Here is an 18,960-nt window from a genome sequence, read left to right on the forward strand (position 1 = left end):
GAACGCGTTCGCGATTACCTTCGCCGGCCGGTTCGAAAGAACCACTCACTAATGAAAACCGGCCGGACCCACCCACCGTTTATCGGACAGTCCCCGGCGGGACACCCACGGCCAGGGATCAGCGGTCGATCGAGACCATATTGGCGTCGTCGTGCCGCGCCCCTGCTGCGGGCTGGAGTGAGTTCAGGCGCTCGAGCTGGTCTGCGGTGAGCTCGACTGAATCGGCTGCGGTGTTTTCCTCCACACGGGATACGCGGCGGGTTCCCGGGATCGGGGCGATGTCGTTCCCACGGGTCAGCAGCCAGGCGAGTGCTGTCTGGGCGGGGGTGGCGCCAATCTCCGCGCCGATGCTCTGGACTTCGTCGACGATGCGCAGGTTCCGGACGAAGTTTTCCCCCGTGAAGCGCGGGTTGGTTTTGCGCCAGTCATCATCGGCGAAATCCTCCACCGTCCGGATCTGCCCGGTGAGCAGACCATGCCCGAGCGGTGAGTAGGGGACGAAGCCGATGCCCAGTTCACGCAGTAGCGGTAGAATTTCGTCTTCGACGTCGCGGGTCCACAGGGAGTACTCGGTCTGCAGGGCCGAAACGGGCTGCACGGTGTGTGCCCGGCGGATTGTGTCCGGGGAGGCCTCGGACAGGCCGAAGTGCAGTACCTTACCCTCGCTGATCAGGTCCGCGACGGCCCCCGCCGTCTCTTCGATGGGCGTGTTCCGGTCGACCCGGTGCTGGTAGTAGAGGTCGATATGGTCGGTGCCCAGTCGCCTCAGGGATCCCTCGACAGCCGTGCGGATGTTCGCTGCGCTGCTGTCCGTGACACCGGGACCGCCACCGGAATGGGAGACAAGGCCGAACTTGGTGGCGATCTTCACTTCGTCACGGCGTCCCTTAATGGCCTGACCCACGATTTCCTCGCTCAGGAACGGCCCGTAGATCTCCGCTGTGTCGATGTGGGTGACTCCGAGCTCGAGTGCACGGTGGATCGTGCGGATCGATTCGCTGTTATCCAGGGCGCCCTCGCTGGTGTAGGTGCCGGCCATGGTCATGGCGCCGAGGCCGATGCGGGAGACTTCCAGGTCCCCGAGACGTACGTTTTTCATGCTGTGTTCTCCTTCGGTAGGGTTCTCAGGCTTGGGACGTGGGCATGGCCCACAGCTCGGCGATGGAGGATCGTCGGTGGCGGGTCACCATGTACGCGATGCTCTCGGCTGTCCTCCGGCTGCAGCTTCTCGGGGATGTTCTCCGCGTCGGAGACGGCGAGGTCGCCTTTGACGGTGTCGTTGTTGTGTGAGATCAGTTCTGTTTCGACTGCGCCGGGCTCGAGTACGCCGACCCGGACGTGCTTCTTCGTGATCTTCTGGCGTAGCGCTTCGGTAAAGCCGTTCACGCCGAACTTCGTCATGTTGTACGCGGCGAAGTTCACCCACGCCTGCCGTCCGGCGATCGAGGAGATGTTGACGATGTCCGCGACGCCGCGCAGTTCGTCGTCCGCCGCCGGCCGCCTCGATCTCGGCCACGAGTGTGTCGAGGCGGTCCTTGCGCCGGGCGACGACGGCGACGGACGCCCCGTGCTCGGCGAGGGCACGGGCGGTGGCCTCACCGATGCCGCTGCTGGCCCCGGTTACCAGGGCAACAGTTCCGATGAGTTTTTCTGTCATTGGTTGTTCTCTTTCATAGGGTTTTTGGCTGAATTTGGGCAGCAGTCAGCAAAGTCCGTTCAACGGAGACTGTTAGCGGGTTTGCCCGAATTGCTCGTTAAGTGGTTGCTACTGCGGTGACGGCGGGGTCTTGTCAGTTATGTCGTTGTTCTGTCTTGCCCAGGGCCTGGTTGGAGGCGCTGCGCCTGGGAACGGGCAGTTCTGGACGTTTCGTCTTCGGCGTCCTTGGTGGCGGACGGCGCCGCCGCCCAGCTGGCGAGGAACGCCAGCGCACTTGCGGAGGCCGAGCCGGGCTCGGCGGTGAAGGTGAACAGGGTCTGGCCTTCGTCGCCGGGCAGGTGCAGCGTCTCGAACTGCAGGGACAGGTCCCCGGCCACCGGGTGATGGAAGCGCTTGGTTCCCGTGGTATGGATCCTTACGTCATGCCCCGCCCAGAGTGCGGCGAACAGGCCGCTGCGGGCAGTCAGCTCCCCAACCAGTTCGTTCAATGCCCGGTCGTGCGGGTTCCGCCCAGCTTCCAGGCGCAGCATGGCTACCGTGGTGCCGGCCACCACGTTCCAGTCCGGGTACAGGTCCCCGGCGCGCGGATCGAGGAAGAGATAGCGCGCCTGGTTCGGCGGAGCGCCCGGAAGGTCGTGGCCGAAGGACACCTCGGAGTCGAATACATCCGCGTACAGCGCCCTGCCCAGCAGGTTGGCTGCGAGCACGTCCGAGCGGCCGTTCTGCACCAGCGCGGCTGCCCCGCTCATCCCGTCCAGCAGGCGCAGCACCCCGGAGCGGACCCGCTGCTGCGATGGCCTCCTGGGCGTCCGGCGTGCCGGTGTGTTGGCGGTCCGGGCCAGGTCTATCAGGTGGGCCCGCTCGGCCTCATCCAGCTGAAGGGCCGAAGCCACGGCCTCAAGGACCGAGTCGGAAACGCCGCGGAGGCTGCCGCGTTCCAGCCGGGTGTAATAGTCGGTGCTCACGCCGGCAAGCTGCGCCACTTCCTCGCGCCGCAGGCCCGGCACCCGACGCAGTTCCCCATAACTCGGGATACCGGCCTGGTCCGGGCTGATCTTCGCACGGCGTGAGATCAGGAACTCACGGATGTCTTCTCTTCTGTCCACATCCATCACGCTACGCAGCTTGTCCGGCCGGTGGCAGTGTCCATCAGACACCCCCACCGTACGCCCTATGCCTGCAGGTGCGCACCGGAGAACTGTTTTGCTGCTTCGCTTCAGCTGATCGGGTCGGTTGGCCGCGTATGCCCTCGGTTGAGGGTCGGGGGCGCAGACCATCGCGCTTTGTGGGTGATCCGGGCCGTCCGTCGTCAGGCTGGGGTGTACTTCAGTGAGACCGGCTGCTGCTTCGCGCCGGCGCGGTCCGAGCCATGCGCTCATCGACCGTTCCCCCTGGTCCCGGGAGTGGCTTCGGGGGAAACCGGCCCTCGGCACTTATCCAGGCGGTGATTTCTTCCATTCGGGCCGTAGCAGCGGGGGAGAGGGCCGTACCGGCGGCGGCGTGCTGGGCGGCCTCGAGCCCCGGCTCTCGCAGCGGGGGATAATCAGGTGGTACCCGGTGGTGGGGGCGCGGCGCGCACGAGCAGGCGATGCGTTTCCGGCCCAGCCCGAGCCGGTACATCAATACCCATTCCGGGTCCTGGGCTCGCGGTAGCCGTCTGTCCATGACGGCTCCTCCGGCCACAGCGGCCGGCTCGGGGGGGGGCAGCGGGGGCGTGGCGCAAACACCAAGGCACGCCGGGGCGTCGGGGGCCGTCGCACAGAAGCCGTTGTTGGACAAGACATCGAAGATGGCAAAGCAAGGCAGCAACGGAAAAGCCCTGAAACGCTGCGGACTCGAACGCTAGAGGACGACAGTCGGGGTCCCCGTAGTCCCCGGTGCGCGTCGAACCGTCCTGCGGTTGGTAAGGCTGGCACTGTGCTGTTTCCGTCCGTTATGTTGACCAGTGCTGTGATGCACGCTACAGTTCATCAGGAGTTATACGAATAACTTTTACATGCTAGTGGCCCAAGGAGGTGCCCATGGCCGGGTTGAGGCCCAAGTCGGGACCGACGATGAATGATGTCGCCGCTGCTGCCGGTGTATCGCAGGCCACTGTGTCTTTAGTCTTAAACTCCGCCTCCGGATCGCGTTTTTCGGAGGACACCCGTCGCCGGGTGCGTGACGCCGTGGATCGGCTCGGGTACCGCACTAACGCCCACGCGAAGGTGCTGCGCGAGGGCGTTGCCGGGATGATCGGCTTTGTCGGCGACTTCGTGGCGTCGTCACCGTTCGCCGGACGCATCATTGAGGCCGCCCAAGACCGGGCGTGGGAGTCTGGACTCCTGCTGCTGACCGTTAATACGGGAGGCGACAGGGCGCTCGAAGCGGCCTCGCTGGAAACGATGTTGTCCTACAAGGTGGCGGGCGTGGTCTACGCGTCCATGTACCACCAGATACTGGATGTCCCTGAAGTCCTCGGCGACGTTCCGTCGGTGGTCCTGAACTCCGAGGACCGCGGCGGGCGGTTCAGCAGTGTCGCGCCCGACGAGGAAAAGGGCGGTTACACGGCCACCCGGCGCCTTATCGACGCCGGCCACACCCGGATTGCCTTGATCAACAACGACAGTCTTGAGAGCGGGCTGCCGGCCGCAGTTGGCCGTTTCGCAGGCTACTCCAAAGCGATGCGCGAGCACGGGCTGGAAGTGGCTCCGGGGTTCGTCCGCTTCGGACACGGCACCGAACCCGACGGATTCGAACACGCCACGAGCCTGCTCACCGCCGCCTACCGGCCCACCGCTATTTTCTGCGGGACGGACCGAATGGCGTGGGGCGCCTACCAGGCGGCCGCCACCCTAGGATTCTCCATCCCGACCGATCTCTCAATCGTCGGTTTCGACAACCAGGAAACCCTGGCCCCCCACCTCAGGCCCGCGCTGACCACCCTTGAACTGCCGTTCGAGGCAATGGGACGTCGGGCCGTCGACCTTGTCCTCCAGGGCGCGGAACCCGGTGGCCGGGTCGAGCTCATGGAGTGCCCTTTGATCGAACGGAATTCAGTGACACATCCTAAGGAGATGCCATGAGCCGCACCATCCCGGCCCTACGCCGGCGTCCTGCCGCGGCGCCGTTGCCACAGCGAAGGATTTCTTTTTCGCTGCGCCTGAAAAGAATCTTCCGGGCCTGGCAGTTATACGTATTACTTGGGCCCGCCCTTGTCTACATCCTGATTTTCAAATACTGGCCCATGTATGGCGTGCAGATCGCTTTTAAGAACTACAACCCGGCGAAAGGTTTCACGGACAGCCCGTGGGTGGGCCTGACGCACTTCGTCCGGTTCGTGAACTCGTACCAGTTCGGCCAGGTCCTCGGAAATACGGTGTGGATTGCCGTTCTGGGCCTGTTGGTGGCCTTTCCGATTCCGATCATCCTGGCACTGCTGGTCAACCAGCTCCAGAGTGAGAGGTTCAAGAAGTTCACCCAGACGGTGCTCTACTCGCCGGCGTTCATATCCACTGTCGTAGTCGTCGGTATCATGTTCGTGGTCCTGTCTCCCCGCTCGGGCCTGGTCAACAACGCGATCCAGCTTGCCGGCGGTGAACCTGTCTTCTTCATGGGATCCGCGGAGTGGTTCCGGCCCGTCTACGTCATCTCCGACGTCTGGCAGAACGCCGGGTTCTCCATGATCGTGTACCTGGCGGCCCTGGCGGCCATCGATCCGGCGCTTCACGACGCGGCCAAGGTCGATGGCGCCTCCAAGCTGCAGCGGGTCCGGCACATTGACCTTCCCGGCATCATGCCGGTGGTAACGATCCTGTTCATCCTGGCTATCGGCAACCTGCTCAACGTCGGTTTCGAGAAGGCGCTGCTGATGCAGACGCCGCTGAATCTTTCGAACTCGGAGATCATCCAGACCTACGTCTACCACGCGGGTCTGCAGCAGGCCCAGTTCAGCTACTCGGCCGCGATCGGCCTGTTCAACTCCGTCCTCAATCTGGCGCTGCTGCTCTTCTTCAACACGGTGGCGCGCCGGGCCAACCAAGCGACCCTGTGGTGATGCCGACATGTCTCTGATTACCAACCCCCGCACTACCGACGCTCCGAAGCGGACCCTCAATCAGGTCCGCCCCAGGCAAACGCTGAGAGACAGGTACGGTGACCGCGTCTTCAACGTCACCGCCACGGCTATCCTGCTGCTGTCCATCCTGGCTGTCGTCTACCCTCTCTACTTCATTGTGATCGCGTCCGTCAGCGATCCGAACGCGATCTATGAGGGCAAGGTCTGGCTGTTCCCTTCCGGCGTGACCCTGGAGGGTTACCAGCGGATCTTCGCGGACAGCAGGATCTGGAACGGCCTGGGCAACACGCTGATCTACACCGTCCTGGGGACCGCCATCAGTGTCAGCACGATCCTTTGCGGCGCCTACGCACTGTCCCGCAAAGACATGCCGGGCCGGAAATTCCTGATGCTCCTGTTTGTGATCACGATGTTCTTCGACGGCGGCCTCATCACCAAGTACCTGGTGGTCCGCGACCTGGGCATGCTCAACACCGTCTGGGCCGTCGTGCTTCCCGGCGCCGTCGGAGTCTGGAACCTGATCATCGCCCGTTCCTTCTTCGAACACACCATCCCGAATGAGCTGCGTGAAGCCGCCCAGATGGACGGGGCCACCGACTTCAAGTTCTTCTTCAAGATGGTCCTGCCGCTCTCCAAACCCCTGATCATGCTCATGATCATGATCCACGTCGTGGCCCAGTGGAACTCGTTCTTCGACGCCCTGATCTTCCTGAACGACGACACCAAGTACCCGCTGCAGCTCGTGCTGCGCAACATCCTCATCCAATCCGATGTTTCATCCACCGGCACCACCGGGGGAGACATCCAGTCCTACGCCGCAGCGCAAAGGATCGCAGAGCTCACCAAGTACGCCATGATCGTCGTCTCGAGCCTGCCGCTGATGATTGCCCTGCCATTCATGCAGAAGCACTTCACTAAGGGCGCCATGATCGGCGCCGTGAAATAGCGATACTTCCCCCCGCGCCACCCGTCCCAGGCGTTCTCCGCCGGCCGGATAAACCACACCTGAGAATAGGAATGACCATGGCAATCAGCCGCAAATACGCCGTCCTTGGCGCCCTCCTGACCGGAACACTGGCGTTCACCGCATGCTCCGGCGGCAATTCCGGCTCCCCGGAGGCCGCAGACGCCTCCGCCGACTACGGGTACCAGGCGACCGGCTTCCCGATCGTCAGCAAGCAGCTGACCCTGAAGTTCTCGGGAACGAAAACGGCCCTGGCGCCGGACTACAACACCATGACCGTGGTGAAGAACTGGGAAAAAGACACCAACATCCACATCGACTGGCAGAACCTGCCCGAGGCGGTCTTCCAGGAAAAGAAGAACCTCATCCTGGCCAGTGGGGACCTTCCCGACGCGTTCTTCAACAGCGGCCTGACGGATGCCGAAATCGCAACGTACGCCGCGAGCGGCACCCTCATCCCGCTCGAAGGGCTGATCGAGAAGAACGCGCCGAACCTCTCCAAACTGCTCGCGGCACGGCCCGACATCAAGGCAGCCATCACTTCCTCCGACGGACACATTTACTCCCTGCCGTCCGTTGAAGAACTGGGCCTGGTCCAGTTCCCCAACGAAATCGCCATCAACACCACCTGGCTGAAAAAGCTCAACATCCCGATGCCCAAGACCATCGCCGAATTCCACGACGCCCTGCTCGCGTTCAAGACCCAGGACGCGTCCGGGACCGGCAAAACCATCCCGCTGAGCTTCATGCCCGGCTCCTGGTGCGGAGACATCGTTGACCTGATCGCGGCCCTCGGCGGCGTGCCTGACAACATGGACCACCGCATCGTCCAGGACAACAAAGTCATCTTCACCCCCACCCAGGACGGCTACAAAAAAGCCATCCAGACCCTGCACCAGTGGTACCAGGAAGGCCTGATCGACCCCGAATCCTTCTCCCAGGACGACAAGGCCTACCTCGCCAAGGGCAAGGCGGCCACAGAAAACCTCGGTGCGTTCGCCTGGTGGGAACTCCCCGAGATGGTCGGCGCGGACCGGGCCAAGGACTACGCGCTGGTCCCCGTGCTCCAGGGTGTGGACGGCAAGCGAATCGCCAGCCAGTCCAACAACCAGGAAATCGCCCGCGGCGCCTTCGCCATCACCCGCGCGGACAAATACCCCGCCGCGACCATGCGCTGGGCCGACAATCTCTACGATCCCATCCAGTCCGCGCAGGCCAACTGGGGACCGATCGGTGAGACCCTGAAGAAGGACGCCAGCGGGCCGCTGGTCCAGATCCCGGCCCCGGCCGGAACGTCCGAAGGAGAACGCCGCCAGAAGGTTGCCCCGGGCGGCCCGAAGGCCAACACCGCGGAGAACTTCAAGACCGTCGTCGCTCCCGAACCCCGTGCGGCCGAGCGACAGAAGACCGTCAACGAGAACTACAAGCCCTTCGCGGGCAACGACGGCTACCCCGCCGTGGCACTGTCCGCCGACGAACTCCAGCAGATCAGCAGTATCGAGACCGACAGCGCCTCCCTGGTCAAGCAGAACGTCGCCAAGTGGATCGTCTCCGGAGGAATTGAGCAGGAATGGGACGGCTACGTCACCCAGCTCAAGAACATCGGCGTCGAAAAAATGATCGAGGTCTACCAGCAGGCCTACGACCGTTACAAGAAGAACTCCTAACCACGAACTCCTAGCCACGAACACCGCGGGCAGGCCGGCGCACCACGCGCCGGCCTGCCCGCCACCCGGGAACCGCACCGGGTATTCCCGCCGCACCAGCACAGAAGCGAGACCACCCTCATGACTGCCGTGACCGCCACGACGGCCGACACTTTCCGGCCTGCCCTGCACTATGCAGCCCGGAACACCTGGCTCAACGATCCCAACGGGCTGATCCACCACGCCGGGGTCTACCACCTGTATTACCAGAACAACCCGCTGGACAACGTCTGGGGAAACATGTCCTGGGGCCACGCCACCTCCACGGATCTGCTGGCCTGGACCGAGCATCCCGTCGCCATCGCCTGCGACGAATTTGAAGACATCTTCTCCGGCAGCATCGTCTTTGACCGTGACAACACCAGCGGATTCGGCACCGGAACAGCCGCGCCGCTGGTGGCGGTGTATACCAGCGCCTACAAGGCGGCCTCCGCACACCATGGCATCCAGGCCCAATCCCTTGCCTACAGCCTCGACGGAGGCTACACATGGACCAAACACACCGGAAACCCGGTGCTGAACCGGGAATCCGCCGAGTTCCGCGACCCCAAGGTGTTCCGCTACGACGGCGACGCCGGCAGCTACTGGGTCATGGTGGCGGTGGAAGCCAAGGACTTCGAAGTCGTCCTCTACAAGTCCTTCGACCTCAAGGACTGGGAGCTGTTGAGCTGCTTTGGCCCGGCAAATGCGACCGGCGGCGTCTGGGAGTGCCCGGACCTCTTCCCGCTGGCCGTCGACGGCGACCCGGAGAACCTGAAATGGGTCCTGACGGTAAATCTCAATCCCGGCGGGCCGAACGGCGGTTCAGCCGGGCAGTATTTCGTCGGAGACTTCGACGGGACCACATTCACCTCAGCCACCACAGTTACCGACGGCCTGCAGGACCCGGACAGGCTCGGCGATTATCACTGGCTCGACTGGGGCCGGGACTACTACGCGGCCGTCTCGTTCAGCGACGTTCCAGATGACCGGCGGCTCATGATCGCGTGGATGAACAACTGGGCATACGCCAACGAGATCCCCACCTCGCCCTGGCGCAGCCCCATGTCCTTGGTCCGTGAAGTGTCCCTGCAGAGCGTGGGTGGGAGCTGGCGGCTGGTGCAGCAGGCCGCGGGGGAGCTGGCCCCACACGCTGAGCAGACCCCGTCATTCAGCGTCGCGGCAATCGACGTATCCGATGGCCGGCACGTCCTGGACGGTGCAGCCGGCAGCGTCCAACGCATCGAGCTCACCGCCACGCCGGGCACAGCCGAGGAATTCGGGCTGATTGTCCGCGGCCAAGGAGCGGAGGGAACCCGCATCGGTATCCGCCCCACGGAAAGCCGCCTCGTCGTCGACCGCAGGGAATCCGGTCAAACAGAATTCCACGGATCGTTCGCGTCGATCGACACTGCCCCGATCCGGACGGCGGACGGTTCCTACGAGCTCACCGTCTATGTGGACCGCTGCTCCGTCGAGGTTTTCGCCCAAGGCGGCCAGATCACCATGACCGAATTGATCTTCCCGGCCCCCACCAACACCGAGGTCTCGCTCTACGCCATCGGGGGCACCGCAACCGTCGACAACCTGAGTGTCACTCAATACGCATAACGGTCAAGGGATTGCCGGTCCAGGGGTCGGCGGCCCCGCCGACCCCACGGCGCGAGCACGCCCGCCGGCGTGGCCGCCGCGTTCACGACCGCGAGCCTGACACCACCCAAAGAAAGACATGACATGCACCATTTAGAGGCCCCCGGGCCAGCCCGTCCGCTCCTGGACGCCGTGGTCGTCGGCGAAGCGCTCATCGACGTCGTCTCCTCGCCCGAGGGGACGGTCGAATACCCCGGCGGGTCACCCGCCAACGTCGCCTACGGGCTAGGCCGGCTCGGCGTCCAGACCGGGCTGCTGACCGCCCTTGGCGACGACGAACACGGCGCCGCCATCGAAAGGCACCTGCACAGTGCCGGCGTCACCCTCCTGCCCGGCTCCTACTCCCTGGACAGAACCGCATCGGCGACAGCAACGCTCGCCCCGGACGGATCCGCAAGCTACGACTTCGACATATCCTGGGCACTGGAACCGGTCGCTCCCGCCTACATCCCGAAGGTCCTTCACACCGGTTCGATCGCCACGTTTCTCGCACCGGGCGCCGACGCAGTCAAATCCATCCTGCAGCAGTGCCGCCACGAATGCACCATCACCTATGACCCCAACATCAGACCCGCCCTGCTCGGCAGCCACGCCGAGGCAAAGTCCATCTTCGAAGACCTCGTGCACCTGACAGACGTCGTCAAACTCAGCGACGAGGACGCCCACTGGCTCTACCCCCGGAAGAAACTGGAGGACACAGCGAAGCACCTCCTGGGGCTCGGCGCCGGGCTGGCCGTCATCACCCAAGGCTCACAGGGTTCACTGCTCGCCACCGCTGCGGCACAGCTGAACGTCCCATCCGTAAAATCCAGAGTCGCTGACACGATAGGCGCAGGCGACTCGTACATGGCAGCCCTGATCCTCGGACTCCTCACCCGCGGGACCGACGGCTTCGCGCCGGCTGTCCTGGAACAGCTGGGACGCACAGCCTCCATGGCCGCCGCCATCACCGTGCGCCGCGCGGGCGCAAAACCCCCGACCTTGAAAGAACTCCGGACCGAGCTGCAGCCCGCGTTTTAGCCACGGAGCGGACTCAACTCATCGGCCTTGCCGGCGCCGCGGATTGCGGACGGCGTTGCTTTCAGCGCGACCAGCACCAAGATCTCTTGGCCACGAACGAACACGTCGGCGATGGCGGACCGATCCTGGCCAGCCGGCTGCGATCGTCCCCGCCCTGCGGGGGTCCGTGCCCTGTCCGGCGGCCTCGAAGGGCAGGAAGCCATGGCCACGACCATATCCGCCGCTGGTGCAGACATTCTTAGCCATCAATTCCGGCGCCCTGAGGGCGGGATGCTCGATGAGCTTGTCGCAGGGTGCCGGACCTTGTCACCCAGGCGGATCTCCGCGCAGCATCAGGGTCGGGCGGGGAGAGGCCCAAGTGACGCCGACTACCGCCCTAACCGTGGCCGACGGGCAGACAAAGGCACTACCCCCGGCACTGAGGGTAGCGGAGAATCGATGATCCAAAACAGTTCATGGTTTGGCGCAATGTCCGTTACCTGTCCGCGGTGGACGGGGGTGGCTGTGGTTGGTCTTGTACCTATTCAAGCTGTGGGTCCTGTTGACGACATGACCTGCGGGGATTTCCTTAAGGTCTTTTTCTCCGGAATCCGCTTTTACCGGTGGCCTGGGGGGAGGGCTGGTTCCCGTTTGTCCGGCCAAGAAGGGTGTGCATGTTGTCCACACCAGAGTGAGTTTCCTGCCGTTGCTGCTTCGTGGCCCGCTCCTTGCCTGCTGCCCAGAGGGGGGCAGGAAGTTTCCCGGAAACCGGGGGATCTTCCTGCCTCAACTCACGGAACTTCAGGGGTTTGCTGGGTACCGCGGACCCATCCGCGGTGTCAATGTTCGTGAAATTGGTACCTTGGATGATCGAGAAATTGAGCGATAACAAGACCACCGCAGTGGCGGCCTTGCCGGTCAGGTGCGGGGGAATGGAAGTGCCTCTGGCGCGGGCTGTCAGGTTGCTTCCGGATCCTCGGTCGATCATCGACTTCCCACGCAGGCCGTGCTGTCACACCATGGGGGCGATGTTCTGGTTCAAGCGGAATAGATTGGTGGGGTCGTATTCGTTCTTCAGTGCCACGAGCCGCCGGTAGGTATCCGCCGGGTACGACGCCCGGACGAGCGCCGTATTCGCTTCACCTGTGAAATTCACGTAGGCAGCCGCATCCGGACCGAGCGCGGACGTTACGCCCCGGGCCCATTCGATGACATCCGCGAACCCCTCCGCCGTCGGCGTGCGCGCAATAACATTGACGATGAATTCTTGGTCGCGGAGTGCGAAGGCCGTTGCTTCGGCCGGAACGCGGCCGACCGCGCCGCCAAGATGGTGCACATGAATCTCCGTCATGGCGTTGGGCAATGCCGCAAACGAGTCCAGCAGCACGCGAACGGATGCGTCGTCGGCGGCGCGCAGAAATGCCGAACGGAAATAATTGTGCACACCCCGCGGGTACAGCGGATCGAGCGCCTGCTGCCACCCCGTGTACGGGTGGGCCGCGAACACATCGGCGATGACCGTACCCAATGACCGGAAGGGTGCGGTGGCGGCCTCGCCGACATCGAGAGCGCCGGACCAGCACCCTGCCACAGCGATGACTGGCTTGCCGTGCACTGATTCTGGCAGGAACGGGACCGGCGGCGCCGTGGTCATGTTGACCAGCGTGGTCAGCTCATCGGGGGCCGCCGCGCTGGCCGCCCGAAAGCCGCGCAACACCTGCTCTGCCTCTTCTGCGGGGTAGAAGACCAGGCCGGAAAGGACGATGGGCCCCACTTCGTGCAGTTGGTACTCGAAGGACGTCACCACACCGAAATTGCCGCCGCCGCCGCGCAGTCCCCAGAACAATTCGGGGTGCTCGTCGGCGCTGGCGTGAATAAACTGCCCGTCAGCGGTGACGACGTCGGCGCCGACCAGGTTGTCGCTGGCCAGCCCGTGCTTGCGCACGAGCCAGCCGATGCCGCCGCCGGTGGTGAAGCCGGCGATGCCTGTCGAGGACACCAGACCACCGGTCACCGCGAGTCCGAATTGCTGGGTCTCCGCATCCACGTCCTTCCAGGTACACCCCGCCTGTGCCGCCACGCGGCGGCGGCCAGGGTCTACCTGGACCCCCTTCATCAGCGAAAGGTCCAGCACGATGCCGTCGTCGACGGTGGAAAACCCGGGGATCGAATGGCCACCGCCGCGAACCGACAACGGCAACCCCTCGCTGCGCGCGAAATCGACCGTGCGGATCACATCTGCCACACCCGCACAGCGTGCGATGAGCATCGGGTGCCGGTCGTGGGCCCCGTTCCAGATTCTGCGTACGTCGTCGTAGTCCGCGTCCCCCGGCCGGACGACTGTGCCGCGCAGGCCGACGGCGAACTCGGTGATGGTGGCCTCGCCGATGCGGGTCGGCCTAGTCTGCGTCGTAGTCACGATGCGTTCCTCCTGATTGCTGTTTGTTTGTCAGATCCATTTGTCAGATCCAGGAGTAACGCTATGGAGCCGTCCTCAACGAGCAGTCAACGCCGTCTCAACATCATCGTCGGAGTCCCGCCTACGCAGTGCGGCCAGCCGCCGACCGGCGATGAGGCATCTTGTTCGGTCGAAAATCGCCCCAGCCTTGTCAATTTCGCGGGCCGCCCGATGCGGGTCGCCGAGCTCGTTGGATAGCTCTGCCACCATCAACCGTAGCCAGCCTGTGTGTCGCCGCCATGGGTCGACCCTTTCCGCTGCCCGCCTGTACATTTCCCGCGCTGCCCGGACCTCCCCGGAGATCAGTTCGGCGGCGCCTAGAATGGTCAACGTGGCACCCATCCCCACCTGATCTCCCGCGGACTCGAACCCTGAAAGGCAACGCCGAGCGTCTGTCAGGCCGCGGTCGATATCACCACCCATGGCGCGGAGCAGGGCGATATTAATCTCGGTCAGCAGTTCGCCCCGCCGGTCGCCCAGGCCGAGCCGAAGCTCCCGCGCCAAGGACAGGGCCTCATCAGCCGCGCTGTGGTCGCCGCAGTCGCGCAGAATGCAGCCAAGTTGGTGAAGTGTTTGCGCCCTAGCCAGGTCGTCTCCTAACTCGGCGAAATGTTCGGCTGCATCCGTGATAACGGATATCGCAGACTGCGTGTCCATTGAAAGCCTGGCCGCGTAGCCGATCGCGGACAGCACGTAGCCTTTGGCCTGGATGACGCCAACCCGCCGGCCCAACAGCAGCGTCTCCTCGAGACAGGGGACCAACCGTCCGGCGATCGGGATCAGTTGCAGGCTGGGCGTGATCACCGGGAGAAAAGGTGGAGTGCCGGTTTCAGACTGTTCGAGTTCGCTCAGGCAGGTATTCAAGTGACGGGCGGCGAGTGGTCCGTCCTCCCGGGACAAAGCGCACTGGCCAAGCAGCCAACTGCTGGCAGCGCATTGTTCGGGTCTGCCACCTTGGACTGCCTCGGTGTGCACGTCGGCTGCCAGCTGTTCGGCCTCGTCCAAGTCGAAGGTGCTCCAAGCGAGCGAGGTCTCAATGAGCCGGGCCATCATCACCTCGTCGGGGTTGCCGATCTTCCGCATGATTGCCAGGGCCTCCGCGCCGAGCGCCCGATGCCGATCGCCGCGGCCCTGCCGGCTGTCCAGCCCGGTCAGGCCGATGAGAGCGGCCGCACGAGGCCGGGTCGAATCGGGAGCCACCGCCAAGGCTCGCTCGACCCAACGTGCTCCCTCGACCGCGTGACCGCGGACGAACCAGAACCGCCACAGGCTGGCGGCGAGCCGGAGCGCGGCCTCGGGCTCGCGGGCGCACGACCAGCGCAAGGCAGCGCGCAGATTGTCGTGCTCGCGGTCGAGTGACTTCGGCTGTTCGATGACCACCCCAGTGGCGCGTTCGGGATTGTGGGATTCGGCGAAGGCAAGGTAATAGGCGCAGTGGGCAGCCGCCAGTCGAGCCCCTTCACCTGCACGATCGAGATTCTCTTGGCAAAACTGGCGAACTGTCTCCAATTGCCGGTATCGGGTCCCGGCGCCCCTCCTTTCGGTGACCACCAAAGACTTGTCCACCAGCTTGGCCAACAGGTCAAGCAGTTCTATCTGCTGGAGGGGCGCGTCAGCGCAGACTGCTACCGCCGCGTCGAGGGTGAAACCACCGGCGAACACAGACAGCCGGCGCAGCAGGACCTGCTCCGGTTTGGTGAGCAGTTCGTGGCTCCATTCCAAGGTGCCACGCAGCGTCTGGTGCCGAGTGACGCCGCTGGTTCCCCCGCCGAGCACGGACAAAGCATCGCCCAACCTCTCGACGATCTCGGCGGGTTCAAGTATGGCGGTCCTGGCCGCGGCCAATTCCAGGGCCAAAGGCATCCCGTCGAGCCGTCGGCACAACTCTGCCACCCCCTGGGCGTTGTCGGCGTCGAGCGCGAAACCCGGCCGGACCTGCGCTGCGCGCTCAACGAAAAGCCGGACAGAGGGCAGGCGGCCCAGCACGGCCAGGTCGAGAGCGTCGGTCCGCAGGGGCGAGGGCAGGGGCAATGACGGCACCCGGTAGGTGTACTCCCCGTCGGCATGGAGTGGCTGCCGGCTGGTGGCCAGCACCTTAACCCCAGAGGATCCGTCAAGCAGCGCGACGACGAGTTGCGCACAGGCTGAGAGCAGGTGTTCGCAGTTGTCCAGCACGAGGAGCAGCGAGCGTCGCCGCAGTTGGTCGACCAGCGCTCGCACGGGGCTTGGTGCCGCGCCGGAATCCAACCCAAGGACCTCGGCTACGGCATCGGCGACCAGAAGCGGCTCCCCAACGGCCGCGAGGTCGACGAACCAGACTCCGTCCACGTACTCCGGACGAAGTGTCTTCGCGGCCTCCAATGCCAGTCTGGTCTTGCCGCTGCCGCCGGCCCCGGTGAGGGTGAGCAGGCGCGCATGGCCCATCAGCCGCTTGACGTCAACGAGCTCACGCTCGCGCCCGATGAAGCTTGTCAGCGGGGACGGTAGACAACCGGTGGCATCGTCTTCGCCGGTCCCACCGACGGGCTGGTGGAGGCGCTCCTCGGGCGGCGAGCCGGTCAACAACTCGCGAAACAGTCCCGTCGTCCGGACGTCTGGGTCCGTCCCGAACGCGTCTAAGAGTTCGTCGACTAGCCGCTCATATCGTGCCAGTGCCTCCGACCGCCGGCCCATTCCAGCCAGCACTGCCATCTGCGCCCGCACGGCTCCCTCGTGGACGGGATCAGATTCGAGCGCACGGGTGAGGATGACCAACGCCTCCTCCGGTGCACGCTGCGCCACCGTGGACGCCAGTTTTACCAGTACCTCGCGATGGATTTCCCGGAGCTCATCGCGGCGTGTCGCCAGCCAATCCGCATCCGGCAGATCCGGCAGGAGATCACCACCGTACAAGTCGGCCGCATCGCGCAGGCTTGCCTCGACACCGGCAGCCAACGCTGCCACGGCCGAACGCTCGAACTGCAGGACATCGACATCGACCAGGCCCCTGTCATCCAGCACCACCACCTCACCGCGGATGGCGAGCAGCCCGTCGCTGCCGGCTCCAGCGCCAGCGAGCGTACGGCGAGCGACGTACAGGGTCTGATGCAGATTCCGTGCCGCGGCCATCGGCTCCATGTCAGGCCACAGGCGGTCCAGTACCTGCTCGCGACGGCCACGCTGACCACGCGCCAATGCCAGCATCGCCACCACGGCCTTTGCCTTCTGCAGTCGCCAGCGGCTGTTCTCGACGGCGTTCCCGTTGACGTACACGGTGAACGAGCCGAGAAGTTCGATGCGCAACCCGCTTTGGGTAGGCTTCATGGTTCTTCAGTATCCGCTCGCCATCCGGCGTTGTCGAACAAAGGAATTTCCCACACGCTCGCTGCCTTGGCGCAGTCTGTGAGCGGCCCATCACTAGCAAGCAAACCACCAGAACCACAGCAGCCCAACCGTCCCAGCCCGGCTGGATTCAGCAGTTTGGGTCGGCCGTAGCGAAACAACGGGGGAGAGTGTGTCTGAGCCGAGGGATACACCTGCCCGCCAGTGGGCATAACCCGCCCGGCGCATCCCCCATTGCTTCCGACCCCCGCTCAGCGCTGCAGGAATTGCGAGCGGCGCCGGACGCGGAAGCCGGACGGAATCACCGGCCACTGTGGCTTTCCGGCGAGGGGCCCTGGCGTCGTCAGTTCGTCGCTTCGGTGTTTGTATTGCTTCGCATGGCTTCAGCATCCCACCCTACGGCTTGGCCGTACAGGTGATGTGCCACCGCCTCCCGGGGCGTCATGATGCCCTCCTCTCGGGGTGGACGTCCGGTCTCTCCCGGTTGCTGCTCACGCGACCGGGGTCCAGTTTGAGGAGGCCAGCCAGGCGCCAAGGTCGAAGACGTCGGGTACGAGTGCGCGGGTCGCTTCGAAGTCGGCCTGGTAGGCAGGCGTTTCGGCGAACCAGCGGAACATTTCGGCCATGTCGCCGAAAGGGGCGATGGCCTCGCGCGGCAGGGCCTCGTACCGTGCGGGAAGGCCTGCGTAGGCGCCTATCGCCTTCGCGATCTGCCGTTGCCGTGGATGTGGCGGACGGGGAGGGCGGGGTGGCGGCGTTGGCCGGCAGTGCCATGGCGGTGAGGGCCCCGCGCCGATCAGGGTGGCGCCTGCCGCGATTTTCCGGACGTTGTTCACAGTTTTTCTCCTTGCTGGTTCCACTCCGGCTTTCGAAGCTGTTCCTATCCTCAGATTGAACCCTGTCGGACTACCTTCATCCTGCTGTGCGCATACTGTGACTGTTTCGGCACGTCAGACTCGCAAAAAATCACTATCGCGCGATGGTGCGGATCATTCCCCGGCGTCACACTGGTCGTATGCGGAATCACCGCGCACACACGGAAGGAGAACAACCATGCCGAAGAACATCAGCATCGTCTTCGCACACGGACTGTTGGCTGATGGTTCCTGTTTCAGCAAGGTGATGGGCCCTCTCCAGGCGGAAGGCTACGAATGCCTCGCCTCACAGCACGGCCTCGACGGCCTCGCGAAGGACGTCGCCAACGTCACCCGCAACATCGCCCGGGCGTCCAACCCGGTCCTCCTCGTTGGACACTCGTACGGCGGCACCCTCATCACCCACGCCGGCGTCGACGACCGCGTGCGCGGTCTCGTCTACATCTGCGCCCTCGGCCCCGACGAGAACGAGACCTCGCAGGCTCAGCAGGACCGCTACCCGAAGACCCCGATCTTCGCGCACATCGAGGTCAGCGACAACCGCATCTGGCTCGGAAAGTCGGGCGTCCCGTACTTCGCCGGGGACCTTCCCGAGGAGGAGCAGGCGCTGGTCTGGGCCACCGCCATGCCGCCCGTGCCCGACCTGTTCGACCAGAAGGTCGACGGCACAGCCTGGCGGACCAAGCGCAGCTGGGCGATCGTCGGAGCCAACGACCAGACCGTGCAGCCCCAGCTGGAGCGCGACTCCGCTGAACGCATGGGAGCGCGCACGTTCGAACTGCAGTCCAGCCACGTCCCGATGCTCTCCCAGCCCAAGGCCACCCTCGACATCATCCGCGAGGCCGCCGAGTCACTGTAGGTAGGCACCGCCGGGCGCGCGTCCACCATCTGTCTTCGACGGGGCCGTGAGCGTTCGCCCGTAGCGAGGTCGAAGAGGTGCTCGCGCCCGTGCGCGACGGCAGCGCCGGCTCGACGCTCAAGTTGGATCCGCCCGACGTTGCCGTATCAACCCCCGCGGCGTCGGGACGTTGAATGGCCCCTTTTTTATTCGTAGAACTCGAAGCGCGGCTCGCCCTGGACTCCGGCCCGCTCCATAGCCTCCTTCAGTTGCGGGAGGTTCGTGAAAGCGCGGGCCTCGTCCACGGAATCGAAGTAGTGGAGCACGAGAACGTTGTTCGGATCATCAACTGTGCGGTGCACGGACTCGCCCGTTATCCCGCCGAATTCCGGCACGTCCGACACGGAATCGTAGATCTTGCGCCAGGCGTCGTAGTCGGCAACGCGGTGCCTATAA

The 18,960-nt window shown here is 64.6% G+C and carries 14 protein-coding genes and 1 pseudogene; 7 read left to right on the forward strand and 8 right to left on the reverse strand.

Features of this window, described 5'->3' with window-relative positions:
* Nucleotides 1-118 precede the first annotated feature (118 nt).
* From ACFVVK_RS19125 to ACFVVK_RS19140, 4 genes and pseudogenes are all read right to left on the reverse strand, one after another.
* A complete protein-coding gene (locus tag ACFVVK_RS19125; protein ID WP_390270629.1) occupies nt 119-1,099 on the reverse strand; it encodes an aldo/keto reductase in 981 nt (326 codons plus the stop codon).
* Nucleotides 1,096-1,599 carry an SDR family NAD(P)-dependent oxidoreductase gene (locus tag ACFVVK_RS19130; RefSeq protein WP_390270632.1) on the reverse strand — a complete coding sequence of 168 codons (504 nt, stop codon included), beginning with the start codon at nt 1,597-1,599 and terminating at the stop codon, nt 1,096-1,098. The genes ACFVVK_RS19125 and ACFVVK_RS19130 overlap by 4 nt, the downstream gene beginning before the upstream one ends.
* Nucleotides 1,550-1,657, reverse strand: a pseudogene (locus tag ACFVVK_RS19135) (SDR family NAD(P)-dependent oxidoreductase); the annotation flags it as partial. The pseudogene ACFVVK_RS19135 and the gene ACFVVK_RS19130, both read right to left, overlap by 50 nt.
* Before the next feature lie 137 nt (nt 1,658-1,794).
* Entirely contained in the window at nt 1,795-2,763 is a 969-nt protein-coding gene (locus tag ACFVVK_RS19140) for a helix-turn-helix transcriptional regulator (protein WP_390270635.1), read from the reverse strand.
* A 948-nt stretch (nt 2,764-3,711) separates the two neighbouring features.
* Between ACFVVK_RS19140 and ACFVVK_RS19145 the strand changes: the two genes are divergently transcribed.
* The 6 genes from ACFVVK_RS19145 (at nt 3,712) to ACFVVK_RS19170 (ending at nt 11,033) form a co-directional block, all read left to right on the forward strand.
* Complete coding sequence (locus tag ACFVVK_RS19145) at nt 3,712-4,722, forward strand: LacI family DNA-binding transcriptional regulator (protein ID WP_390270744.1); 1,011 nt, start codon at nt 3,712-3,714, stop codon at nt 4,720-4,722.
* A 161-nt stretch (nt 4,723-4,883) separates the two neighbouring features.
* Nucleotides 4,884-5,693 carry an ABC transporter permease gene (locus ACFVVK_RS19150; protein ID WP_390270637.1) on the forward strand — a complete coding sequence of 270 codons (810 nt, stop codon included), beginning with the start codon at nt 4,884-4,886 and terminating at the stop codon, nt 5,691-5,693.
* Between the two features lie 7 nt (nt 5,694-5,700).
* Complete coding sequence (locus ACFVVK_RS19155; RefSeq protein ID WP_390270640.1) at nt 5,701-6,660, forward strand: carbohydrate ABC transporter permease; 960 nt, start codon at nt 5,701-5,703, stop codon at nt 6,658-6,660.
* Between the two features lie 77 nt (nt 6,661-6,737).
* Nucleotides 6,738-8,345 (forward strand): ABC transporter substrate-binding protein, encoded by a 1,608-nt coding sequence (locus tag ACFVVK_RS19160; RefSeq protein ID WP_390270643.1) that lies wholly within the window; start codon nt 6,738-6,740, stop codon nt 8,343-8,345.
* Between the two features lie 120 nt (nt 8,346-8,465).
* Nucleotides 8,466-9,974 carry a glycoside hydrolase family 32 protein gene (locus ACFVVK_RS19165; RefSeq protein ID WP_390270646.1) on the forward strand — a complete coding sequence of 503 codons (1,509 nt, stop codon included), beginning with the start codon at nt 8,466-8,468 and terminating at the stop codon, nt 9,972-9,974.
* Between the two features lie 123 nt (nt 9,975-10,097).
* Nucleotides 10,098-11,033, forward strand: a complete 936-nt coding sequence (locus ACFVVK_RS19170) for a carbohydrate kinase (protein ID WP_390270648.1) — start codon at nt 10,098-10,100, stop codon at nt 11,031-11,033.
* 991 nt (nt 11,034-12,024) lie between these two features.
* Here ACFVVK_RS19170 and ACFVVK_RS19175 read toward each other — a convergent pair.
* From ACFVVK_RS19175 to ACFVVK_RS19185, 3 genes are all read right to left on the reverse strand, one after another.
* Entirely contained in the window at nt 12,025-13,431 is a 1,407-nt protein-coding gene (locus tag ACFVVK_RS19175; RefSeq protein WP_390270651.1) for an FAD-binding oxidoreductase, read from the reverse strand.
* 75 nt (nt 13,432-13,506) lie between these two features.
* On the reverse strand, nt 13,507-16,773 hold the full coding sequence (locus ACFVVK_RS19180; RefSeq protein WP_390270654.1) for an ATP-binding protein: 3,267 nt from the start codon (nt 16,771-16,773) through the stop codon (nt 13,507-13,509).
* 509 nt (nt 16,774-17,282) lie between these two features.
* Nucleotides 17,283-17,627, reverse strand: a complete 345-nt coding sequence (locus ACFVVK_RS19185) for a hypothetical protein (protein WP_390270657.1) — start codon at nt 17,625-17,627, stop codon at nt 17,283-17,285.
* A gap of 217 nt (nt 17,628-17,844) precedes the next feature.
* On the opposite strand from ACFVVK_RS19185, the gene ACFVVK_RS19190 reads away from it, so the two are divergent.
* Nucleotides 17,845-18,525: an alpha/beta fold hydrolase gene (locus ACFVVK_RS19190; protein ID WP_390270660.1), complete on the forward strand. Its 681-nt coding sequence runs from the start codon at nt 17,845-17,847 to the stop codon at nt 18,523-18,525.
* A gap of 185 nt (nt 18,526-18,710) precedes the next feature.
* Here ACFVVK_RS19190 and ACFVVK_RS19195 read toward each other — a convergent pair whose 3' ends face one another.
* Nucleotides 18,711-18,908, reverse strand: a complete 198-nt coding sequence (locus tag ACFVVK_RS19195; protein WP_390270663.1) for a hypothetical protein — start codon at nt 18,906-18,908, stop codon at nt 18,711-18,713.
* Between the last annotated feature and the right edge of the window lie 52 nt (nt 18,909-18,960).

The sequence above is a fragment of the Arthrobacter sp. NPDC058192 genome (assembly GCF_042883665.1).
In the GTDB taxonomy this organism is placed as follows: domain Bacteria; phylum Actinomycetota; class Actinomycetes; order Actinomycetales; family Micrococcaceae; genus Arthrobacter.

What these genes read in the sequence shown, in the direction of transcription:
- ACFVVK_RS19125 (WP_390270629.1), bottom strand. Translation starts at nt 1,099, where the DNA reads ATGAAAAACGTACGTCTCGGGGACCTGGAAGTCTCCCGCATCGGCCTC.
- ACFVVK_RS19145 (WP_390270744.1), top strand. Translation starts at nt 3,712, where the DNA reads ATGAATGATGTCGCCGCTGCTGCCGGTGTATCGCAGGCCACTGTGTCT.
- ACFVVK_RS19150 (WP_390270637.1), top strand. Translation starts at nt 4,884, where the DNA reads ATGTATGGCGTGCAGATCGCTTTTAAGAACTACAACCCGGCGAAAGGT.
- ACFVVK_RS19155 (WP_390270640.1), top strand. Translation starts at nt 5,701, where the DNA reads ATGTCTCTGATTACCAACCCCCGCACTACCGACGCTCCGAAGCGGACC.
- ACFVVK_RS19160 (WP_390270643.1), top strand. Translation starts at nt 6,738, where the DNA reads ATGGCAATCAGCCGCAAATACGCCGTCCTTGGCGCCCTCCTGACCGGA.
- ACFVVK_RS19165 (WP_390270646.1), top strand. Translation starts at nt 8,466, where the DNA reads ATGACTGCCGTGACCGCCACGACGGCCGACACTTTCCGGCCTGCCCTG.
- ACFVVK_RS19170 (WP_390270648.1), top strand. Translation starts at nt 10,098, where the DNA reads ATGCACCATTTAGAGGCCCCCGGGCCAGCCCGTCCGCTCCTGGACGCC.
- ACFVVK_RS19180 (WP_390270654.1), bottom strand. Translation starts at nt 16,773, where the DNA reads ATGAAGCCTACCCAAAGCGGGTTGCGCATCGAACTTCTCGGCTCGTTC.
- ACFVVK_RS19190 (WP_390270660.1), top strand. Translation starts at nt 17,845, where the DNA reads ATGCCGAAGAACATCAGCATCGTCTTCGCACACGGACTGTTGGCTGAT.